General features: G+C 60.3%; 17 protein-coding genes. All 17 read left to right on the forward strand.

Going from position 1 to position 21,756, the window contains the following annotated elements; translation table 11 throughout:
* The first annotated feature begins 34 nt into the window (after positions 1–34).
* The 17 genes from ACIOTL_RS06775 to dnaE all read left to right on the forward strand — a co-directional run bounded on the left by ACIOTL_RS06775 (position 35) and on the right by dnaE (position 21,715).
* Entirely contained in the window at positions 35–1,849 is a 1,815-nt protein-coding gene (locus ACIOTL_RS06775; protein WP_286134108.1) for a penicillin-binding protein 2, read from the forward strand.
* On the forward strand, positions 1,843–3,435 hold the full coding sequence (locus ACIOTL_RS06780) for a UDP-N-acetylmuramoyl-L-alanyl-D-glutamate--2,6-diaminopimelate ligase (protein WP_400342193.1): 1,593 nt from the start codon (positions 1,843–1,845) through the stop codon (positions 3,433–3,435). Before ACIOTL_RS06775 ends, ACIOTL_RS06780 begins: the two co-directional genes overlap by 7 nt.
* 50 nt (positions 3,436–3,485) lie before the next feature.
* Positions 3,486–4,943, forward strand: coding sequence for a UDP-N-acetylmuramoyl-tripeptide--D-alanyl-D-alanine ligase (gene murF / locus ACIOTL_RS06785; protein ID WP_400342195.1), 1,458 nt, complete (start codon positions 3,486–3,488; stop codon positions 4,941–4,943).
* Entirely contained in the window at positions 4,940–6,043 is a 1,104-nt protein-coding gene (gene mraY / locus ACIOTL_RS06790; RefSeq protein WP_105656803.1) for a phospho-N-acetylmuramoyl-pentapeptide-transferase, read from the forward strand. Before murF ends, mraY begins: the two co-directional genes overlap by 4 nt.
* The gene (gene murD, locus ACIOTL_RS06795; RefSeq protein WP_400342196.1) at positions 6,025–7,569 is read left to right on the forward strand and encodes a UDP-N-acetylmuramoyl-L-alanine--D-glutamate ligase; all 1,545 of its coding nucleotides are present in this window, start codon (positions 6,025–6,027) and stop codon (positions 7,567–7,569) included. The genes mraY and murD overlap by 19 nt, the downstream gene beginning before the upstream one ends.
* A 43-nt stretch (positions 7,570–7,612) precedes the next feature.
* The gene (ftsW, locus tag ACIOTL_RS06800) at positions 7,613–8,866 is read left to right on the forward strand and encodes a putative lipid II flippase FtsW (RefSeq protein WP_332485979.1); all 1,254 of its coding nucleotides are present in this window, start codon (positions 7,613–7,615) and stop codon (positions 8,864–8,866) included.
* 99 nt (positions 8,867–8,965) lie between these two features.
* Entirely contained in the window at positions 8,966–10,087 is a 1,122-nt protein-coding gene (gene murG, locus ACIOTL_RS06805) for an undecaprenyldiphospho-muramoylpentapeptide beta-N-acetylglucosaminyltransferase (protein WP_400342197.1), read from the forward strand.
* A gap of 4 nt (positions 10,088–10,091) precedes the next feature.
* Complete coding sequence (gene murC / locus ACIOTL_RS06810) at positions 10,092–11,489, forward strand: UDP-N-acetylmuramate--L-alanine ligase (RefSeq protein WP_400342198.1); 1,398 nt, start codon at positions 10,092–10,094, stop codon at positions 11,487–11,489.
* A 62-nt stretch (positions 11,490–11,551) separates the two neighbouring features.
* Positions 11,552–12,286, forward strand: coding sequence for a cell division protein FtsQ/DivIB (locus ACIOTL_RS06815; RefSeq protein WP_133834280.1), 735 nt, complete (start codon positions 11,552–11,554; stop codon positions 12,284–12,286).
* A 219-nt stretch (positions 12,287–12,505) separates the two neighbouring features.
* Entirely contained in the window at positions 12,506–13,705 is a 1,200-nt protein-coding gene (ftsZ, locus tag ACIOTL_RS06820) for a cell division protein FtsZ (protein WP_105656797.1), read from the forward strand.
* Positions 13,706–13,725: 20 nt separating this feature from the next.
* Entirely contained in the window at positions 13,726–14,448 is a 723-nt protein-coding gene (locus ACIOTL_RS06825; RefSeq protein WP_400342199.1) for a polyphenol oxidase family protein, read from the forward strand.
* Between the two features lie 125 nt (positions 14,449–14,573).
* A complete protein-coding gene (locus tag ACIOTL_RS06830; RefSeq protein WP_105656795.1) occupies positions 14,574–15,125 on the forward strand; it encodes a cell division protein SepF in 552 nt (183 codons plus the stop codon).
* 23 nt (positions 15,126–15,148) lie between these two features.
* A complete protein-coding gene (locus tag ACIOTL_RS06835) occupies positions 15,149–15,445 on the forward strand; it encodes a YggT family protein (RefSeq protein ID WP_105656794.1) in 297 nt (98 codons plus the stop codon).
* Between the two features lie 230 nt (positions 15,446–15,675).
* Positions 15,676–16,425, forward strand: coding sequence for a DivIVA domain-containing protein (locus tag ACIOTL_RS06840; protein WP_105656793.1), 750 nt, complete (start codon positions 15,676–15,678; stop codon positions 16,423–16,425).
* A 97-nt stretch (positions 16,426–16,522) separates the two neighbouring features.
* Positions 16,523–17,104 carry a signal peptidase II gene (gene lspA / locus ACIOTL_RS06845; protein ID WP_332485981.1) on the forward strand — a complete coding sequence of 194 codons (582 nt, stop codon included), beginning with the start codon at positions 16,523–16,525 and terminating at the stop codon, positions 17,102–17,104.
* A complete protein-coding gene (locus ACIOTL_RS06850; protein ID WP_400342200.1) occupies positions 17,101–18,045 on the forward strand; it encodes an RluA family pseudouridine synthase in 945 nt (314 codons plus the stop codon). The genes lspA and ACIOTL_RS06850 overlap by 4 nt, the downstream gene beginning before the upstream one ends.
* A 106-nt stretch (positions 18,046–18,151) precedes the next feature.
* Positions 18,152–21,715, forward strand: a complete 3,564-nt coding sequence (gene dnaE, locus ACIOTL_RS06855) for a DNA polymerase III subunit alpha (RefSeq protein WP_105656790.1) — start codon at positions 18,152–18,154, stop codon at positions 21,713–21,715.
* The last annotated feature ends 41 nt before the right edge of the window (positions 21,716–21,756 follow it).

Below are 21,756 nucleotides of genomic sequence, written 5' to 3' on the forward strand. Positions count from 1 at the left end.
GGAAAACCACGCTGAGGGAAAGTTAGGTTCTTTTGTGAGCTCGACGGCAATCGACACTGCGAAAAAGCGAATGCGCTTTGTGCTGCTCCTCTCCGTGGTTTTGCTGCTGGTGATCCTGGGCCGGCTGGTCTGGGTCCAGGGCATCAACTCGGCAACCATTGCCAACGCTGCACAGGAAAACCGCGAACGCGTTGAAAACATTGCGCCAAATCGAGGATCCATCGAAGACCGCAATGGCACCACCCTCGCCGTCTCAGTAGACCGCTATGATCTGGTCATCGACCAGCGCGAGCAGGGTGAGAACATTCGCCGTGCGAAGCGGGATGGAACCAATGGCCAGGAACGCATCACGTGGGACCAAGCCATTGACGAACTAGCCGATACCCTTGACCAGGACCGTGAGGAACTTGCCACGAAGGTTCGCCCGCAGGGCGATGCCAAGCCCAAAGGGTACGTCATGCTCGCCAAGAGCGTGACCCCGGAAGTACGCAACGAAGTCCTCGAAATCGGTATTCCGCGACTTGCCTCATTGCTGCGCAGCGAACGCCAGTACCCGCAAGGCGTAATTGCAGGACCACTGCTGGGGTTCGTGCGCAACTCCGAAGACCAAACAGCCGTGGTGGGAGCCGAAGGCCTGGAACTGAGCCAGGAGGAACACCTGGCCGGTACGGCCGGCAGCCGCAAGTTCGAGATCAGCGCCGATGGCGTGCGCATTCCCGTCACCGAGGTCGAAGAAACCCCTGCAGTCGATGGCCAGGACGTCATCCTGACCATCGACTCCGACATCAACTACGTTGCCCAGCGTGCAGCAGAAAAGAAGCAAGCTCAGTTCAACGCTGAGTGGGTTTCCGTGGTCGTCATGAAAGCGGATACCGGCAAGATCCTCGCCATCGGCGACTCCGCTGAATTGGACCCGAATGATCCAGGCGCTACCAAGCCGGAGTTCCGCCGCTCCACCTCCATCACCCGTGCTTTCGAGCCAGGTTCCACCGGCAAGGCCGCGATCTTCGCGGCGGCCATCGACCAGGGCGGAGTGGATCCGCTGACCGAGATGCGTGTGCCGAATAAGAAGACGTTCACCAAGGAAACCATCAATGACTCGTTGGAACACCCAACGTACGACATGACGGTCTCGGGCATCTTCGCCCGTTCCTACAACACCGGCACCGTGATGGTCGGAAATACCATGAGCAAGCAGACCCGTTACGACTACATGCGTGCCTTCGGATTGGGTTCGCCCATCCGCGTCGGCTTGAATGGCGCTAGCGCTGGCCAATTAGCGCATCCCGATAATTGGGACCGCCGCCAGCAGTACACCACCATGTTCGGCCAGGGCTATTCGCAGACCGTGCTGCACACCGCTTCAATTTTCCAGTCCTTGGCCAACGGCGGCGTTCGCCTTTCGCCAAGCCTGATTGAGGGCTACCGCAACGAAGACGGTACCATCACCAAGATCCCCGCACCGGAAAAGAAGCGCGTGGTCAAGAAAAGCACCGCTGACGAAATGCTCAAGCTCATGGAATCGGTCGTTGACGACGGTACCGGCTACAAGGAGCGCATTCCCGGGTACCGCGTGGGCGGCAAGACCGGTACAGGCCAGGCGGCAAGCGCCAAGGGCTATGACGGATATACTTATTCCTTTGCAGGTGTCGCTCCCTTGGAAGATCCGCAGTTCGTCGTCGTGGCAACCATGTACAGGCCAAAGGGCAACTGGAAAGACTTCTCGGTAGCTGACACGTTTACCGATGTTATGAGCCATACTCTCAACACATTCAATGTGCCACCGAGCACGACAAAGTCAGAGGCGTATGACGTCTTTGTAGGTGAGGATCAGAAGAAATCTTGGTAGTCCAGAACCCCGACACTCCGCGTGAGCTAGAACGGTACCTACGCCCAGAGAGCATCGCCGGTCTTGGCTTCGACCAGCTCTGCGGCACAGCTGGCGCGGTGCGAACTGGAGCGCTGCTCAATGCCGCTCCGCAAATCCTCGGCGTCAGCCTCAACCCGCAGATCGTACAGAGCGGTGACGTCTTCCTGGGTATTTCCGGTGCCAAGCGCCACGGTGCCGAATTCGTGGAAACCGCCATCGGCAACGGTGCTGTCGCACTGATCACCGATACTGCAGGACTCGAATTCCTCAGCGATGACCTCTCGATCCCGGTGGCAGTCGTTGCAGATGTACGCAAATCCGCAGCCGTGATCGCGCAGAGCGTCTACGGAACCGACCAGCGCAGCCCGAAGCTGTTCGCTGTCACCGGCACCAACGGCAAGACCACCACAACCTTCATGATCCGCGCGATCCTGGATGCACTGGGTGAAGAAACCGGGCTGATCGGCACGATTGAGATGTCCGCCCGCGGGCAGATCATCCCCAGCGTGCTGACCACCCCGGAGTCCACCCAGCTGCACGGCGTGCTCTCGCGCATGGCGCAGCAGGAAGTCACGTCGGTGGCCATGGAGGTATCCAGCCACTCGCTGAGCTATGGCCGCGTTGATGCCCTGCGCTTTGCCGTTTCCGGTTACACCAACCTGACCCAGGACCACTTGGACCTGCACGGCACGATGGACGAGTACTTCGAAACCAAGGCCGAACTATTCACCGCGGAACGCTCCGAGCGCGCAGTGGTCATGGTAGACGATAAATACGGCCAGCGCCTGGCCGAGCGCGCCCTGGTGCCTACCGAGACCCTGAGCCTCGACGGCGAACACCCTTCGGCGCACTGGAGGGTTGCCGAACTGGCGCACTGCGGATTGGGCCACAGTTTCACCCTTGTGCACCGGGATGGGCGCCAGCTGCGGACCCGCACCCTGCTTCCAGGCATGTTCAACGTCGCCAACGGAGCGCTGGCGGCCTTGATGGTGCTGGCCGGCGGTGCGGACCTCGAAGCCCTGCAGCAGGCCTTGGACTCCAAGGATCCGCTGTCGGTCGCCGTTCCAGGGCGGATGCAGGTCGTAGCCGAATCTCCGGTAGCCATAGTCGATTTCGCCCATAATTCGGATGCATTGGCAAAGGCTTTGGATTCCATCCGTCCGGGGGAGCAGGGACGCCGGATCGTCGTCTTCGGCGCCACCGGAGAGCGCGATAAGACCAAGCGCCCGGATATGGGAGCGGTGGCAGCCCGCCACGCGGATATCGTCATTGTGACCGACGACGACCCGCACAGCGAAGACCCGGCTCCGATCCGCGCCCAGGTTGCCGCCGGAGCACAGCAAGTTCTCGATTCCGAGCGTCCGCAGGTGCAGCTTCACAACATCGCGCCACGCGCCAAAGCCGTAGAGTTCGCTGTGAGTTTGGCCGAAGCCAACGACGCGATTCTCGTGGCCGGGCGGGGACATGAAGTCAGCCAAGACGTCGCGGGAATTGACGTGGAACTGGATGATCGAGTGGAACTAGCGAAAGCACTGAATCTTCATGGATTTGTGACCAATTCCTAGAACGTACAAGTCCATTATCGCCACCGCTCAAGTGTAAAGTCCTTATTGCCATGATTGAACTGTCTCTGACCGACCTGCTGGAAATCACCGGCGGAAAAGCGACTGCTACAGCCGCCTCCGACACGGTGATCACTTCCGTGACCACTGACTCGCGCGAAGTCGTCCCGGGTGCCTTATTCGTCGCCAAGCCCGGAGAATTCTCCGACGGGCACGCCTTTATCGACCGTGCACGCGCCGCCGGCGCAGTGCTGGCCCTAGCCGAACGCATTACCCACGATGAAGACCGCAGGGAACACCCGGCGATCATCATTGAAGACGCGGTAGAAGCGATGGGCAAAATTGCCGCGCACATCGTTGCCCTTCTCAAGGAAAAGAACGACGCCAAGGTCGTGGGAATCACCGGTTCGGCCGGCAAGACCACCACCAAGGACCTGCTCGCCGGTATTCTGTCGCAAGTGGCGCCGACCGTGTCGCCAATCGGCTCATACAATGGCGAAGTCGGCGTCCCGCTGACGGTATTCAGCGCCACCGAAGAGACCAAGTACTTTGTCATCGAGATGGGGGCCACCGGCCTTGGCCACCTGACGTACCTGACAGATATGGTGCACCCGCAGGTCGGTGTCGTGTTGTGCGTCGGTACCGCCCATGCCGGCGAATTCGGCGGGGTGGAGAACATCGAGAAGGCCAAGGGCGAACTCGTTGAAGCCTTGCCAGCCGATGGCACGGCCATCTTGAATGCTGAAGACCCCCGCGTGGCACGCATGGACTTGCGTTCCGGGGGAGCCGTGCGCTTCTTCGGCACCGGAAAGAACAAGCCGGAAAACGCTGGGGTCTGGGCCACCGACGTTGTTGTGACTTCCCACGGGCAGCCAGAACTCACTCTTGAATTCCCTGGCGGCTACAGCAAGCGCATCACCTCGGGCCTCCTGGGACGCCATCACGTCTCGAATATCCTCGCCGCGGCCAACGCTGCACTGGCCCTGGATATCGCCCCGGAAGTGATCGCCGCAGGCCTGGAAGGCCGCGCTGCCGGCAGCCGCTGGCGCATGGAGCGCATCGAGCGCGCTGACGGCGTGAGCATCATCAACGACGCGTACAACGCGAACCCTGAATCAATGCGCGCTGCGCTGGTGACCCTGGCCGAATTGGGCCTGGGCGCCGACGGCGCACCGGGCCGACGCACCTGGGCAGTCCTGGGCGAAATGCTGGAACTGGGCGATGACAGCATCCACCAGCACGACCTGCTGGGCCGCATGGCAGTTCGCATGAACATCAAGAAACTTGTAGTGGTAGGCCGTGGCGCAAAGCCCGCCTACAACTCCGCTGTGCTCGAAGGCAGCTGGGGCGACGAGGCCTTCTACGTTGAAGACGTAGATGAGGCTCGCGCGCTGCTGCAAGAGCAGCTTCAGCCAGGCGACATCGCCTTGTTCAAGTCCTCTAACGGGGCCGGTCTACGCTTCCTCGGCGACGACATTGCAGCATTCGCGAAGGAAGGCGACAACGCATGATCGCATTGATTCTGGGGGCCGGCATTGCCCTCGTGCTGACCATGGTGGCCATGCCGCTGTACATCCGCCTGCTCACCAAGAAGCAATACGGGCAGGTCGTGCGCGACGACGGGCCGAACTCGCACGCCATCAAGTCCGGCACCCCGACCATGGGCGGAGTGGTCTTCGTCCTGGCCGTGTTCGTGGCGTACTTCGCCACCCATGGCATCCTTTCGCTCATGGGACGCACTTCTTCGGGAATTACCGCCAGCGGAATGCTGGTCCTGATGCTCTTCGGCGGCATGGGACTGGTCGGCTTCCTCGATGACTTCATCAAGATCTTCAAGAAGCGCTCATTGGGCTTGCGCGCCTGGCAGAAGATTGTCCTGCAGGCATTCTTCGGCATCAGCTTCGCCGTGCTGGCCTTGCAGTTCCCCAATGACCAGGGCCTGACTCCGGGCTCTACCGCGATCTCCTTCCTGCGCGACACCAACATCGACCTGGCCTTCGCAGGCCCGATGCTGGGCATGATCCTGTTCGTGCTCTGGGCGAACTTCATCGTTACCGGTGCTACCAACGGCGTGAACTTGACCGATGGCCTGGACGGACTGGCTACCGGTGCCTCGATCATGGTCTTCGGCGCCTACACCCTGATGGGAATCTGGCAGCAGAACCAGGCCTGCAGCAACATGGACTCGCTGGACGTCTGCTACTCGGTACGCGACCCGCAGGACCTGGCCCTGCTGGGGGCCACCCTCTCCGGTGCGCTGATCGCCTTCCTCTGGTTCAACGCCAAGCCGGCGAAGATCTTCATGGGCGACACCGGATCGCTGGCCATCGGCGGCGCCGTGGCTGCCTTCGCGATCCTCTCGCGCACCCAGCTGCTGCTGGTGGTAATTGCCGGCCTGTTCGTGATCATCTCCCTGTCGGTGATCATCCAGGTGGGCTACTTCAAGCTCTCGGGCGGCAAGCGCGTGTTCAAGATGGCGCCGCTGCAGCACCACTTCGAGCTTTCGGGCTGGTCCGAAGAAAACGTTGTTATCCGATTCTGGATCCTTGCCGGCCTGTTCGTGGCCGCGGGCCTGGGTCTCTTCTACTCTGAATGGGTTGTCGCACTGTGAGCGTAGACGCTGGCAAATCTCTTGACTCGCTAACCAGCTGGGATGCTGATTGGAAAGGCCTGCGCGTAGTCGTCGCCGGATTGGGACTCTCCGGATTCTCTGCGGCCGACACCCTCATCGAGCTGGGTGCCATCGTCACCGTCATCGACGGCCGCGATGACCAGCTGAACCAGCAACGCGCCGAGACGCTGAAGATCGTCGGGGCCCATGAGGTGCTGCTGGGCGACGGGAACGTCCAGGCCCTGCCGTTGGTCAATGGCAAGCCGGCCCAGCTGGTCATGGTTTCCCCAGGCTGGAATCCCCGTAATCCGGTCATCGCAGAGGCCGAGTCCAAGGGCATCGAGATCTGGAGCGATATCGAGCTGGCTTGGCGCGTGCAGAACCGTGCCGGCCACACAGCACCACAGTGGCTGGCGATTACCGGCACCAACGGCAAGACCACCACTGTGGGCATGACCGAGGCGATCCTGCGCGCCGATGGGCTGAAGGCCATCGCCGTCGGCAACGTCGGCACACCGATCCTGGATGCCGTACGCGAACCGGTGGACTATGACGTATTCGCCGTCGAGCTCTCCAGCTTCCAGCTGCACTACACGCATAGCATTTCTCCGCTTGCCTCGGTGGTCTTGAACCTGGCCGAAGACCACGTGGACTGGCATGGCGGCTTCGGCAACTACAAGGCCGCCAAGGCCAAGATCTACGAACGCACCCAGGTAGCAGCGATCTTCAACGCCGCCGATGAGCGCACCATCACCATGGTGGAAAACGCTGAAGTCATCGAAGGCTGCCGTGCTATCGGCTTCACCACCGATACCCCAGCAGTATCGATGGTGGGTGTTGTCGAAGGCCTGCTGGTGGACCGCGCCTTCATCGAAGAGCGCAAGACCAGTGCCGTGGAACTGATCGCCCTGAAGGACATCGGCGAGATTGTTCCGCGCCACACCGCCGCGAACGCGGCTGCCGCGGCGGCGCTGACCCGCGCGTACGGAGTGAATGCAGAAGCTGTCGCTGCGGGTTTGGCGAACTTCGACTCCGGCGATCACCGGATCCAGGCCGTCGCCCGCAAGAACGACATCCTGTGGATCAATGATTCCAAGGCCACTAATCCGCATGCGGCCGATGCTTCGTTGGCCGCATTCACCCGTGTGGTCTGGATTGCCGGTGGCTTGTCCAAGGGCGTGGAATACGGCGACTTGATCGCCAAGCACGCGCAGCGCCTGGCCAAGGTCTTGCTCATCGGCACCGACACCGCAAGTTTGCGCCAAGCACTCGCTGCCCACGCGCCAGAGGTTGAAGTCATCGACATCACCGGGGCAGCGCAGGGCGGTGACGGTTCGGTTCCAAGCGGCGCCCAGGTCATGACGCGTGCGGTCTCCAAGGCTGCCGAAGTAGCCGAAGCAGGGGATACCGTGCTCATGGCTCCCGCCGCGGCCTCGATGGACCAATTCAGTTCCTACGCCCAGCGTGGCAACGCATTTATCGCTGCCGTCAGTGATCTGATGGATAAAACTGGCGAAGACCAGTAATCGAAAGCTGACCGAATAAACGACACCGAGGCAGGAGGCACCGATGGCGATGAAAATGAACAAGAAGCCAGCAGGTTCCAAAGCCGAATTCCCTTGGTACGTGAGATTCGGCAGGATGCTCGGAACCGTCGAGAACTCCAGCGGCCGCATGGCCTCCACGGACTACTGGCTGGTGCTCGTGGGCTCCATCGTGCTGGCCGTTTTCGGTGTGGTCATGGTCCAGTCATCGGCGTCGGTTGAAGCGATCGCGAAGGGCAGGGACGGTTTCACCGTGGCGCTGTCCCAGGGTGGCTTTGCCGCCTTGGGTATTCTCTGCATGCTGGTCATGCAGCGGATCAAGCCGGAAACGTTGAAGCGGCTGGCCTGGCCTTCCGTTATTGCGGCAGTGGTCCTGTTGTTCCTCGTGGCGTTCACGCCATTGGGCCATACGGTGCTCGGCAACCGAAACTGGATCCGCATCGGCGGCTTCGGCCTGCAGCCCAGCGAGTTCGCCAAACTGGCGTTGTCTGTTTTTGCCGCGTTCATGCTGGAAAAGAAGCAGCATCTGCTGCACGACATCAAGCATTTGGTCGTCCCAGTGGTTGCCCCGGTGGGGGTCTTCATTGTTGGCCTCATCGTGGTCGGCAAGGACGTAGGTACAGCGCTGGTCTTGTTGATGATCATTGCCTCGGCGATGTTCTTGGGCGGCATCCGGATGAAGTGGCTGGCGGCGTTTTCGGTGGTCGGTGTCCTGGGCCTGTCCGTGGCGATCTTCGCTTCCTCCAACCGCCGCCAGCGCATCCTCGCTTGGCTTGATACCGATTGCGGCCCGAGCAGCGATCTTTGCTACCAGGCCAGCATGGGCCTTCACGCCTTCGCCTCCGGCGGCTGGTTCGGTGTGGGCGCAGGCCAGTCCCGCATGAAGTGGTCCTATGTGCCTGAGGCGCAGAACGACTTCATCTTCTCCATCCTGGGTGAAGAGTTCGGCCTGATCGGCGTGCTGTTCGTCCTGGTCATGTTCATGCTGCTGGCCTTGGCGATGTATCGCATTGCAGCACGCGCCAAGGACTTGTACACCAAGGTGCTCATGGGTTGCCTGATGTCCTGGGTCATCGGCCAGACCTTCGTGAATCTGGGTACCGTCACCGGCGTACTTCCCGTGATCGGTGTTCCGCTGCCGTTCATTTCCTCCGGCGGCTCGGCGATGCTCGCCATCATGCTGGCAATGGGCTATGTCCTCTCCTCGGCCCGGGCACAAAAACTTGAATTCGAAGCAACGCTGGAAAAGAAACCGGCAAAGAGCAAGAAAACCAAATAGTGCGCCGCTAGCGGCCGCTATCAGAAGCAGAGGCCCATCGCTGAATCTGCGGTGGACGTTGATCCTGCCCATTGGCAGGACGAAGGAGTACAGCAACAGATGAGCGAAGCACTTCGTCTAGTCGTCGCCGGCGGCGGAACTGCCGGCCATATCTCGCCCATGCTGGCCATAGCTGATGCCGTGAAGGCCGAGCATCCCGAAGCAATGGTCACAGCACTGGGTTCTCCTGGTGGCCTGGAAACCAAGCTGGTGCCGGAAGCTGGCTACCCGCTCGAACTCATCCCCAAGGCCCCGATGCCACGCAGCATCAACATGGATCTGCTCAAGTTCCCTTTCCGTTTCATCAAGGCCATTAACAACGCCAAGAACGTTCTGCGCACCACCAAGGCCGAGGCCGTCCTGGGCGTCGGCGGTTATGTCTGCACCCCGGCATATCTTGCCGCGAAGCAGCTGAAGCTGCCGATCTTCGTGCATGAGGCCAACTCCGTTGCCGGCATGGCCAACAAGCTCGGGGCAAAGAACGCGGCATTCGTCGGAACCACTTTCGCCAACACCGGGCTGCCCGGTGAGATGCAGGTGGGCATGCCGATGCGCTCCAACGTTGCCACCATGGACAAAGCCGCGCTGCGAGGCGAAGCACGCGGGTACTTCGGTATCACCGGGCAGAAGCCGGTACTTCTGGTCACCGGTGGATCCTCCGGAGCGCAGAGCATCAATACCGCCATCGAGCAGTCCCTGGACGAGCTGAACGCAGCTGGCATCCACACTATCCACATCACCGGACGCGGAAAGCAGATTCTGGACGCCTCGGGCAATCTGCTGTCCCATGAAGGCTACAGCCAGACCGAATACGTGGACCGCATGGACTACGCCTACGCCGTCGCGGATTTGATGATCTGCCGCTCCGGCGCGGGCACCGTCTGCGAACTGGCCGTAGCTGGCACGGCCTCGGTACTGGTTCCGCTGCCCATCGGCAACGGCGAGCAAAAGCTCAACGCCCGTGAACTGGTCGCTGCTGGGGGAGCCGTCCTGGTTTCCGACGCGGAGTTCACAAAGTCCTATATCAGCGAAAATGTCATCAATCTGCTGACCGATCAGCATAAAATTGAAAAGATGTCTCAAGTCGCTGCCTCATTGGGGCAGCGCGACGCCGCGCAGATCATGGCGCGACGGATTATTGATGAAGTTTCAACCCGCCGCCGTGCGGGTCAGGAAGGCTAGAACCATGGCACTGCGAGCCGACGAACTGAACGCCGATCTGGGCAAGGTACACCTGATGGGTGTAGGCGGGGTTGGCGTATCAGCGGTTGCACGGCTGCTGCTCGACTACGGCCTGGCTGTCTCCGGAACCGATGCCAAGGATCTCCCGGTGCTCGATGGCTTGCGTGAGCGCGGCGCGCGAATCCACGTAGGCTACGACCCAGCGAACCTCGGCGACGCCGACACCGTGGTGATCTCCTCGATCATCAAGGCCGGAAACCCGGAATACGACGAAGCCCTGCGCCGCGGACTGCGAATCTTGCACCGCTCCGAAGGCCTGGAAGCTACCATGCGCGGCCACGAGAAGATCGTGGCCATCGCCGGTACTCACGGCAAGACCACCACTACTTCGCTGACCGCCCATATGCTCAAGACCATTGGCGCGCGTCCGAGCTTCGCCGTGGGAGCGAATATTCCAAGCCTGGGCACCAACGCCGAGCTCGGATCCGGATCCTACTTCGTGGCCGAAGCGGACGAATCCGACGCTTCCTTCCTCAACTACCGGCCGGATGCCATCATCGTGACCAACGTCGAAGCCGACCACCTGGATCACTACGGTACCGCTGAAGCAGTGCACCAGGCCTTCGTGGACTTCGCCAGGCTATTGCCGGCAGACGGCTTGCTGATCTGCTGTGCAGATGATGAGGGTTCCAACGATCTGGCGCACAAGATGCGCGCAGAGCGTCCGGAAATCCGCGTGCAGACCTACGGCTTCAGCGATCACGCCGACCGCCGCCTTTCCGATGCCCGCGCCACCGAAGACGGCCGCTTCACCGCAACCATCGAATGGGGCAGCGGACAAAGCCGCATCCTGGATCTGGCAGTGCCCGGCCAGCACAACCTGCTTAATGCTGCCGCCGCATTGTCTGTCGGCATTGATGCAGGTGTGGACGTTGACGAAGCGCTGCAGGCGCTCTCCAGTTTCTCCGGGGCAGCTCGCCGATTCGAATTCAAGGGTGAAGCCGCAGAGGTCCGTGTCTACGACGACTACGCGCACCACCCGACAGAGGTGCAGGCAGCGCTGACCGCCGGCCGTACGGTTGCCGGCACCGGCCGGCTGCACATTGTCTTCCAGCCGCACCTGTTCAGCCGTACCCAAGAGTTCTTCCGCGAATTCGCCCAGGCCTTGTCCCTGGCCGATTCGGTGGCCGTGCTGGATATCTACCCGGCACGTGAAGAACCTATCGATGGCGTGGACAGCGAACTGATCGCATCGCGCATCGAGGTTCCTGCCCAGGTACTTTCGCCGGCAGCCGCTGTAGCGCACGTGGTTGAGCAGTCCGAGCCGGGCGATGTCATCATGACCATTGGCGCCGGCGATGTCACAGCGCTAGGTCCAGACATCGTCAAGTCGCTGAGCTGACGAATTCCGTCCCGAGTCCGAGGCCATCGCAGTTGGTCCACTTCCGTCTACCAAGGTGATCCATGGGTGAAGCAGCAAAAGTCGTAGAACTTCCGGAGAGCCCGGAGAAAAAACGGCGCAAGATCCTGATTATTCTCGCGGCATGCATCGTCGTGCTCAGCCTCGCTGCGGTTTTGATCTTGAGCTTCTCACCGGTGATCGCTGCCAAGAAGATCGAAGTAACCGGCACCAAGCTGGTCAATTCCGAGAAGCTGGGGAAGTCCCTGGAACCATTGAAGGGCGTTCCGCTGCCGCGGATCTCTGAATCGAGGGTCCAGGAGCTGATCGGCGAGCAGCCGGCCATCGACGAAATCGTGGTCAAGGCCCAGATGCCCAACACCTTGGTCGTTGAGGTAATCGAAGCTGTGCCGGTGGCCATCTTGCTGGAGGGCAAGAAGCAGTACCTGGTCTCCGAGACCGGCAAGAAGCTTCGCACCGTCGGCAAGAATGACAAGGACAAGTTGCCCAAGATCAAGGCCACCGACGTCACTGCTGATCCGGAGCAGTTCAAGCTGCTGACCGGAATCTTGAGCACCGTTGACAAGAAAGTGCTCAAGGAAGTCTCAACGGCATCCTTGTCCAAGGCAGGGTTCGCCGAACTGGCGTTGCCGAAGAACCGTACTTTGATTTGGGGAGACGCCAAGAAAGCGGCCCTGAAAAATGAAGTGGCGACGATCTTCTTGAAAGAGCTTGAGAAAAAGCACGCGGCCAAGACGACCATCGACGTCACCAACCCAGAAAATCCCGTGGTCTATTAAGTCGCGGTGCTCTGGGCGCGGGAAGACCAATAAGCCAAGAAATTCTGGAAAGATAGTTTTGAGTAAGCGACACGCCTAGGCGGTCGTTGCAGAAAGACCACACGACTCATAGCGTTTCTAATAACGACAGCTTGACAGAATCTTAACCTTAAGGCTAAAGGTGAAGGTCTTTAGCTGGAGTCGTGAAATATGTAGCACATCTAACAAGGGAAGCGGGACGTGGCAGCTCCACAGAATTACCTCGCGGTCATTAAAGTCGTCGGAATCGGCGGTGGCGGTGTAAACGCAGTCAATCGAATGATCGAAGTCGGTCTCAAGGGCGTAGAGTTCATCGCCATTAACACCGATGCCCAGGCTCTGCTTATGAGTGATGCCGACGTCAAACTCGACGTAGGACGCGAACTGACTCGTGGCCTGGGCGCTGGCGCCAACCCTGATGTGGGACGCCAGGCAGCGGAAGATCATGTAGAAGAAATCGAAGACGTCCTGCGCGGCGCGGACATGGTCTTCGTGACCGCTGGCGAAGGCGGCGGTACTGGTACCGGCGGCGCGCCGGTCGTGGCCCGCATTGCCCGCTCGCTTGGCGCGCTGACCATCGGCGTGGTCACCCGTCCATTCACCTTCGAGGGTCGCCGCCGCGCTAACTCCGCCGAGTCGGGCATCGAAGCCCTGCGCGACGAAGTGGATACCCTCATTGTGATCCCGAACGATCGACTGCTGTCGATCTCGGATCGCAACGTATCGGTGCTCGATGCATTCCGCCAGGCAGACCAGGTTCTGCTCTCCGGCGTGCAGGGCATTACCGACCTGATCACCACCTCGGGCCTGATCAACCTCGACTTCGCCGACGTGAAGTCCGTTATGCAGGGCGCAGGCTCGGCATTGATGGGCATCGGTTCGGCGCGGGGCGAAGACCGTGCAGTGAAGGCAGCGGAGCTGGCTATTGCCTCGCCACTGCTCGAAGCTTCTATCGATGGCGCCCACGGCGTCCTGCTCTCCATCCAGGGCGGCTCCGACCTCGGCTTGTTCGAAATCAACGAAGCTGCACGCCTCGTGCAGGAAGTTGCCCACCCGGAAGCCAACATCATCTTCGGTGCCGTCATTGACGACGCCTTGGGCGACGAAGCACGTGTCACCGTGATTGCAGCCGGCTTCGACGAGCCAGATGTCACCAGCAAGCCAATGGCACCGGTCGCAGCAAAGCCAGCTGTCTCCGCGCGCCCGGCTGAGCAAGTGCCAGCGAGCATTCCAGAGACACCAGCACCTGCTGCAACCGAAGCTGCGAAGCCAGCCCAGGTTGCTCATGAGAAGCCAGCTGCCGCAGAGCAGGCTAGCTCCTTCCAGGACCTTCCAGATGTTGTCGACTCGGACCTGAACGGTTCGAACGACGACCTGGATGTCCCGGACTTCCTGAAGTAAAAACAGCAAGAAGCTGAGCAGTGCTACATTTCGCGTCGAACCTCGATCCGAGCATCCAACTGGCATTCACATCGCAGGCTGAGGGAAACCTCGCCCTGCACGTGAATGACGATCCCCGCCTTGTGGCGGAGAATCGAGCCAAATTGGAGGACTTGATCGGGGTTCGACGCTTCTCGCTTAACTTCATGAACCAGGTGCACTCCGCCGATGTATATGAGGTCACGCCGGTGCGGCGCACCTCGTGGCTAGAGCCGGCAGCGCCAACCTGCGATGGATTGCTGGACCCAACTGGCACCCAGCCCCTGGCAGTGATGGTCGCCGACTGCCTTCCGGTGCTCTTTGTCGGAAGAAACACGCGCAATGGGCAAACCCTGAGTGCCGCAACCCACGCCGGCAGGCGCGGGCTGCTCGACGGGATCCTGGCAAAAACGGTCGAGGGCCTGAAGGCTCATGGTGCCGACACAGTGGAAGCCGTGATCGGCCCTTCGATCTGCGGCCGATGCTATGAAGTTCCAGAAAGCATGGCCCAGGAATCCGAAGAGTTGCGCACCGGGATTCGCACCACGACTCGCTGGGGGACCCATGGGCTGGACCTTCCGGCCTCAGCCGAACAAGAACTGCGCGGCCTCGGGGTGGACGTGCGGCAATCCGGTGTCTGCACCTTGGAAGAGGAAAGCTACTATTCCTACCGGCGTTCAAGCCGTGCAGGACGACTTGCCGGACTCATCTGGACCGCCGCGTAGGCGTGCGCGACACACCGCCAAGAATTGATCGAATGAACGATGCCTGCATTATTTTGTGCGGTAGCGTCGGAGTAGCGGAAGCGTGCAATGGGGTTGCATGCATGGGATAAACGAGGAGAAACATCGTGGCTGACGGACTGCGTAAGGCAATGGTATATCTCGGCTTGGCGGACGCCGTCGAGCAGGAAGAGACCCAGACACAACACGCTGAGCCCAAAACCCAGGTTCGGGTAGTTGAGGACACAGCTCCAAAGCGACCTGCCGAAGCCCCACGCCCACAGCCTGTTGCAAGGCAGGCTGCGCCGCAAACTCAAGCTAGAGAACCAGAGACGGAATACCGTGCTCCGGTCACCCCTATTAAGCGTGCCCCTTCAGTACGGGATGAGGATTCCGAATTGCGTCAGATTACTACCGTCCACCCTCGTTCTTATAACGATGCCAAGATCATCGGTGAGAACTTCCGTGACGGCATCCCGGTGATTATGAATGTCACCGACATGGGTGAAACCGATGCCAAGCGCCTCGTCGACTTCTCGGCCGGTCTTGTTTTCGCCCTGCACGGCTCCATTGAGCGAGTCACGAACAAGGTCTTCTTGCTCTCACCAGCGACCGTTGAGGTCCTCGGTGAAGATCGCAAGCAGTCCGAAGCGCAAGCAACCTTCTTTAATCAGAGCTAAGACACCAGGAGCACAAGCACAAAATGGTGTTCGGGATCATCTATCTCGCCTTAGCCATCCTCCAGATTCTGCTCTTAATGAGAATTGTGTTGGATGTAACGGAAAGCTTTGCTCGCCACTGGCGACCCAAAGGCATCGCATTGATTGTCGCAAGTGCAATCGTGTCGATTACCGATCCTCCGCTGCGCTGGTTGCGCCGGAAGATCAAACCCCTGGATCTCGGCGGAATCCGTCTTGACCTGTCCTTTCTTGTGTTGTTCATCGTCGTAATCATTCTTAAAGCGGTGGTAGCCAACCTGGGCCTCAGGACAGGGATCTGATTAGGGCATTTCCGTGCTTCACGGGGATTGTCCTGAGCAGTCAAAAGCTGTAGATTCAAAGAATAAGAGACTCGCGCGTAAGCTCGATTTCGTAATAATTGTCCAAATCGTTATATCCTTTAGGAAATGGTGCTCCGACTTCACCGGTCGCGACACTGACAAAAACGGTAAGTGTTTCGCAAGGCAAGACAATGGTCGTGCGGAAATGATCCCAGTATTGAGGTGACCCAATGGCTCTGACGCCAGAAGACGTAGTCAATAAGCGGTTTCAGCCGACCAAGTTCCGTGAAGGCTACGACCAAGACGAGGTAGATGACTTCCTCGACGAAATCGTTGTGGAGCTGCGTCGCCTAACCGGTGAGAACGAGGCTCTACGCAGCCGCCTTGCCGAACTTGGCGAAGATGCGGGTTCGGTATCGAAGGAGCAGGCTGTTCCTGCACCTGTTTCGGCCGCTCCAGTTACTCCTGCTGCTCCAGCTGCTAAGCCAGCTGAAGAGAAGAAGGCAGAAGCTAAGCCTGCAGAGCCAGCGAAGGCAGAAACCCCAGCTGCAAAGCCAGCTGAGGAAAAGAAGGCAGAAGCTAAGCCAGCTGCCGCTGAGAAGGCACCTGCAGCTCCGGCCGCAGCAGCAGCGCCAGCTGCAACTCCTCGCTCCGAATCCGCAGAGTCGGCAGCCAACGTGCTGTCCATGGCTCAGCGTCTGCACGACGAGTACGTCGCTGCCGGTGTCGAGCAGCGCGACAAGATCATCTCCGAAGCGAAGACCGAAGCTAACACCTTGGTCACCACCGCTGAAGAGAAGAGCCGCAAGACCTTGTCGGCCTTGGAGCAGCAGAAGTCGGTTCTTGAGCGCAAGCTCGAGCAGTTGCGTGGCTTCGAACGCGATTACCGTGCTCGCCTGAAGACATACATCGAAGGACAGCTGCGTGACCTTGAGTCCCAGGGTTCGATCGATGCTGGTGCGGCAGGCAAGACCAGCTAGTCGCTGACAGTTCATAACTTGATCTAGCTATCAAGTAAGATCAACGGTGGTGAACGGATACATTCCGATCACCACCGTTGACGTTTAAGAGGAAATAATGGGTACCACTGTGGACGCAGTTCAATCCGGAAACGCGGGCGCGAAGGCGAAGAAATACGTTGGCCTTGGCCTCGTGATCGCTCTGATCGCGCTGGTACTGGACCAAACCGTCAAAATTGCCGTTGAACAGAACATGCGGCTTGGCCAATCGATTGAAGTGATTCCCGGATTCTTCAACATCCACTACATCCTGAACCCTGGTGCCGCCTTCTCCATCGGCGAAGACTTCACCATAGTCTTCGCGATCCTGCAATCGGCAGTCGCGGTCTACGTCATTTACCTGTTTTTCCGCAAGGTGCTGTCCAGAAGCTGGGCCATAGCCCTGGGCTGCCTGCTCGGCGGTGTCCTGGGCAATGTCGTGGACCGGCTGTTTCGTGAACCGGGCTTCGGATTCGGCCATGTGGTAGACATGTTTTCCGTCACCCACTTCGCTATCTTCAACGTCGCCGACTCGTTCATCGTCTGTTCCATGATCGCGGTGGCGTACATGCTCATCCGCGGGCGCAACCTCGATGGCAGCATTGGCGATCCTCCAAAGAAAGACAAGTCCAACAAGGACGAAGCAGAACCAAACGCATGATCTCGAACGAAACCACCATTCACGAACTGCTGGTTGACCCAGCCGATGCCGGTGCACGCCTTGACGCCTATATCTCCCGGTCCCTGCAGATTCCGCGCACCTTGGCTTCGAGCCTTTGCAAGGATTCGCAGATCCAGGTCAACGGACGAACCATTGCCAAATCTCTGAAGATCAAGGCGGGGGACCAGCTGGTAGTCACCATCCCGCCGCAGGCAGACCCATTAGAAATTAAGGTTGAGAAAGTGGAAGAGCTGAAGATTATCGCGGACGACGATGACTATGTGGTCATCGACAAGCCCGTGGGTGTCGCAGCCCATCCATCCCCGGGGTGGGTGGGCCCGACAGTTGTCGGCGCACTCATGGCCGAGGGCTACAACATCACCACTTCCGGTGCCGCCGAACGCCAAGGCATAGTGCACCGCTTGGACGTGGGCACCAGCGGCCTGATGGTCGTGGCGAAAACCGAACGCGCCTACACGGAATTGAAGCGCGCCTTCAAGGAACGCACCCCCAAGAAGATCTACCATGCGGTGGTGCAGGGCCTGCCTGACCCGCTGGAAGGCACCATCGACGCGCCGATCGGGCGCCACCCGGGCCACGACTGGAAGTTCGCTGTCCTGGATGGCGGGCGGGACTCGGTCACCCACTACAAGGTGATCGAGGCCTTCGGCCCCGCCTCGCTGGTCGAGGTGCAACTGGAAACCGGGCGCACCCACCAGATCCGCGTCCACTTCTCAGCCTTCGGGCACCCTTGTGCCGGAGACCAGACCTACGGAGCGGATCCCAAGCTGGGTGCCGCTCTGGGCCTGACCCGGCAGTGGCTGCATGCAAAACGTCTTGGATTCTCCCATCCGGTCTCCGGCCAGTGGATGGAATACGAAAGCGAATATCCTGCGGATCTGGCAGGCGCCGTCGAGCTGCTGCGCGAAGGCGGATACTGAGTTCCAAGGTGCTGTTGGCCACTGGCCGGCAGCACCTTGTGTCGTGCTAGCCACAGCACCGCGCCGGGGTGGGCCCAAGTCCGGGTTTGATCGCTAGACTGGTTGGGTGAGTGCTACACGTGACGGATTTGTCCATCTTCATACCCACACCGAATACTCCATGCTGGACGGTGCGGCGCGCCTAGGCGAACTCTTCGCCGAAGCTAACCGGCAGGGCATGGAAGCCATGGCGATTACCGACCATGGCTACCTGTTCGGTGCCTTCGATTTCTGGCGCCAAGCCACCGGAGCTGGCGTTAAGCCGATCATCGGCGTAGAAGCCTATGTCACCCCGGGCACCGCGCGCGACGACAAGACCCGCGTGAAATGGCGTACCGACGAATCGCAAAAGGGCGATGACGTTTCCGGTGGCGGCCTCTACAACCACATGACCCTGCTCTCGTACAACAACAAGGGCATGGACAACCTTTTCAAGGGTTCGTCCCGCGCCTCGCTGGACTCCGTGTTCGGCAAATACCCGCGCTGGGACCGCGAGCTGCTCAACGAGCACCACGAAGGCCTCATTGCCACGACCGGCTGCCCTTCGGGTGAAGTCCAGACCAAGCTTCGCCTGGGCCAGTACGATGCGGCGAAGGCGGCCGCGGCTGAACTGCAGGATTTATTCGGCAAGGAAAACTACTTCTGCGAGATCATGGACCACGGTCTGGAGATCGAACGCCGCATCACCAAGGACCTGCTGCGCCTGGCCAAGGAACTGGGCATTCCGCTGGTGGCTACCAACGACCTGCACTACACCCATGAATCCGATGCCAAGGCCCACGAGGCGCTGCTGGCCATCAACTCCGGCTCCACGCTCGACGAGCCCACCTATGACCAGGGCGGCAGCCGCTTCGCTTTTTCCGGCACCGGCTACTACCTGAAATCGGCGCGCGAAATGCGCGATTTGTTCAAGGAATTTCCCGAAGCCTGCGACAACACCCTGGCGATCGCCGACCGGGTCGAGGTCTCCTTCGACACGAACGCCAACTACATGCCGAAATTCCCTTGCCCGCCGGGGGAGGACGAAACCAGCTGGCTGATCAAGGAAGTCGACAAGGGACTGCACTACCGCTACCCGAACGGCATCCCAGAAGCTTCGCGCAAGCAGGCAGACTACGAGCTGGACGTCATCATCAAGATGGGCTTCCCGGGATACTTCCTGGTGGTGGCCGACTTCATCAACTGGTCCAAGGACCACGGCATCCGTGTTGGCCCGGGGCGTGGTTCGGGTGCAGGCTCCATGGTCGCCTACGCCATGCGCATCACCGACCTCGATCCGCTGGTGCACGGCCTGATCTTCGAGCGTTTCCTGAACCCGGAACGTGTTTCCATGCCCGACTTCGATGTCGACTTCGATGATCGCCGCCGTTCCGAGGTCATCAAGTACGTGACTGAGAAGTACGGTGATGAGCGCGTATCGATGATCGTGACCTACGGTTCAATCAAGACCAAGCAGGCGCTGAAGGACTCATCGCGCGTGCTCGGCTACCCGTTCAGCATGGGCGAGACCCTGACCAAGGCGCTGCCGCCGGCGGTGATGGCCAAGGACATCCCGCTGAACGACATCGAGAACCCGCAATCCAAGCGCTATTCGGAGGCGGGGGACTTCCGCAACCTGGTGGCCAATGACCCGGAGGCGGCCCGCGTCTTCGAGACGGCCAAGGGCCTGGAAGGCCTGAAGCGCCAGTGGGGCGTGCACGCCGCCGGCGTGATCATGAGCTCGGACCCGATCATCGACGTCATCCCCATCATGCGGCGCATCCAGGATGGACAGGTCATTACCCAGTTCGACTACCCGACCTGTGAAGGCCTGGGGCTGATCAAGATGGACTTCCTGGGGTTGCGCAACCTCACCATCATTTCCGATGCCCTGGAGAACATCGAGTACAACACCGGCACCAAAATCGACCTCGAGACCCTGAGTATCGAGGACCCCGAGGCCTACAACCTGCTGGCCCGCGGCGACACCCTGGGCGTGTTCCAGCTCGATGGCGGTCCCATGCGCTCGCTGCTGAAGATGATGCGCCCCGATAACTTCGAAGACATCTCCGCAGTGATCGCGCTGTACCGTCCGGGCCCGATGGGCGCCAACTCACACACCAACTACGCCCTGCGCAAGACCGGGTTGCAGGAAGTCACCCCAATCCACCCGGAGCTCGCTGAACCGCTGGCAGAGATCCTCGGCGGCACCTACGGCCTGATCGTGTATCAGGAGCAGGTTATGGCTATTGCGCAGAAGCTGGCCGGCTACTCGCTGGGCCAGGCCGATATCTTGCGCCGTGCCATGGGCAAGAAGAAGAAGTCGGAACTGGATAAGCAGTTCGCCGGCTTCAAGCAGGGCATGAACGACAACGGCTACTCGGACGCCGCCGTGCAGACCCTGTGGGACATCTTGCTGCCATTCTCCGACTACGCGTTCAACAAGGCCCACTCGGCCGCGTACGGCGTGGTCTCCTACTGGACCGCCTACCTCAAGGCGCACTACCCGGCCGAATACATGGCCGCGCTGCTGACCTCAGTGGGCGATGACAAGGACAAGCTGGCACTGTACCTGAACGAATGCCGCCACATCGGCATCACCGTGCTGCCGCCGGATGTCAACGAATCGGCGTTGAACTTCACCCCAGTGGGCAAGGATATCCGCTTCGGCATGGGCGCCATCCGCAACGTCGGCACCAATGCGGTGGCCGGCATGGTCGAGGCCCGCACGGAGAAGGGCAACTACAACGACTTCAACGATTTCCTGGGCAAGGTCCCGGCCGTGGTCTGCAACAAGCGAACCATTGAATCGCTGATCAAGGCCGGTGCCTTCGACTCCATGAAGCATCCACGCCGGGCGCTGGTGGCCATCCACGAAGAGGCCGTGGATTCGGTGATCCAGGTCAAGCGCAACGAGGCGGCCAACCAGTTCGACCTGTTCAGCGCCCTGGGCGCGGATGAGTCCTCGGAGTCGATGCACGTGGCGATCCCCGACATGCCCGATTGGGACAAGAAGGAAAAACTGGCCTACGAGCGCGACATGCTCGGCCTGTACGTTTCCGACCACCCGCTGCAGGGACTGGGCTCGGCCCTGGACCAGTACGCTGACATGCCGGTCACGCACGTGCTCTCGGATGACGGCCCGCAGGATGGCCACATCATTTCCATCGCCGGCATGATTTCCGGTCTGCAGCGGCGCATCGCCAAGAAGAGCGGCAACCCGTATGCGCGCTGCGAGATCGAAGACCTCTCCGGTTCGATGGAGGTCATGTTCTTCGGCCAGGCCTACCAGCCGATCGCCGAGATCCTGGCCGATGACCTGATCGTGGTCATCAAGGGGCGCGTGCAGCGCCGCGATGACGGCTCCATCACCCTGAACGCGCAGGAAATGATGATCCCGGAAATTTCCGAGGATGCCAACGGGGGACCGGTAGTCATCGGCATTCCGACACACAAGGCCACCGAGACCCTGGTGCAGAAGCTGGGTGATGTGCTGCGCACGCACAGTGGCAACACCGAGGTGCGGGTGAAGCTCACCGGCAGCCGCGGCACCTCGCTGCTGCGCCTGGGCATGAACTTCAGGGTAAACCCCAATCCTGCCTTGTTCGGCGATTTGAAGGTGCTGCTGGGCCCGCACTGCCTGGACGTATAGGTAATCGGATCACGGCTTGGATGACCGGGGAAGGTAACTAA

The sequence above is a fragment of the Glutamicibacter sp. NPDC087673 genome, from assembly GCF_044743255.1.
Lineage (GTDB): Bacteria > Actinomycetota > Actinomycetes > Actinomycetales > Micrococcaceae > Glutamicibacter.

Excerpts from the sequence above, each read along its gene's own strand:
- murF (WP_400342195.1), top strand. The coding sequence starts at position 3,486 with ATGATTGAACTGTCTCTGACCGACCTGCTGGAAATCACCGGCGGAAAA.
- ACIOTL_RS06850 (WP_400342200.1), top strand. The coding sequence starts at position 17,101 with ATGATCTCGAACGAAACCACCATTCACGAACTGCTGGTTGACCCAGCC.
- mraY (WP_105656803.1), top strand. The coding sequence starts at position 4,940 with ATGATCGCATTGATTCTGGGGGCCGGCATTGCCCTCGTGCTGACCATG.
- ACIOTL_RS06840 (WP_105656793.1), top strand. The coding sequence starts at position 15,676 with ATGGCTCTGACGCCAGAAGACGTAGTCAATAAGCGGTTTCAGCCGACC.
- murG (WP_400342197.1), top strand. The coding sequence starts at position 8,966 with ATGAGCGAAGCACTTCGTCTAGTCGTCGCCGGCGGCGGAACTGCCGGC.
- ACIOTL_RS06835 (WP_105656794.1), top strand. The coding sequence starts at position 15,149 with ATGGTGTTCGGGATCATCTATCTCGCCTTAGCCATCCTCCAGATTCTG.
- murC (WP_400342198.1), top strand. The coding sequence starts at position 10,092 with ATGGCACTGCGAGCCGACGAACTGAACGCCGATCTGGGCAAGGTACAC.
- ftsW (WP_332485979.1), top strand. The coding sequence starts at position 7,613 with ATGGCGATGAAAATGAACAAGAAGCCAGCAGGTTCCAAAGCCGAATTC.
- lspA (WP_332485981.1), top strand. The coding sequence starts at position 16,523 with ATGGGTACCACTGTGGACGCAGTTCAATCCGGAAACGCGGGCGCGAAG.
- murD (WP_400342196.1), top strand. The coding sequence starts at position 6,025 with ATGGGTTGTCGCACTGTGAGCGTAGACGCTGGCAAATCTCTTGACTCG.
- ACIOTL_RS06815 (WP_133834280.1), top strand. The coding sequence starts at position 11,552 with ATGGGTGAAGCAGCAAAAGTCGTAGAACTTCCGGAGAGCCCGGAGAAA.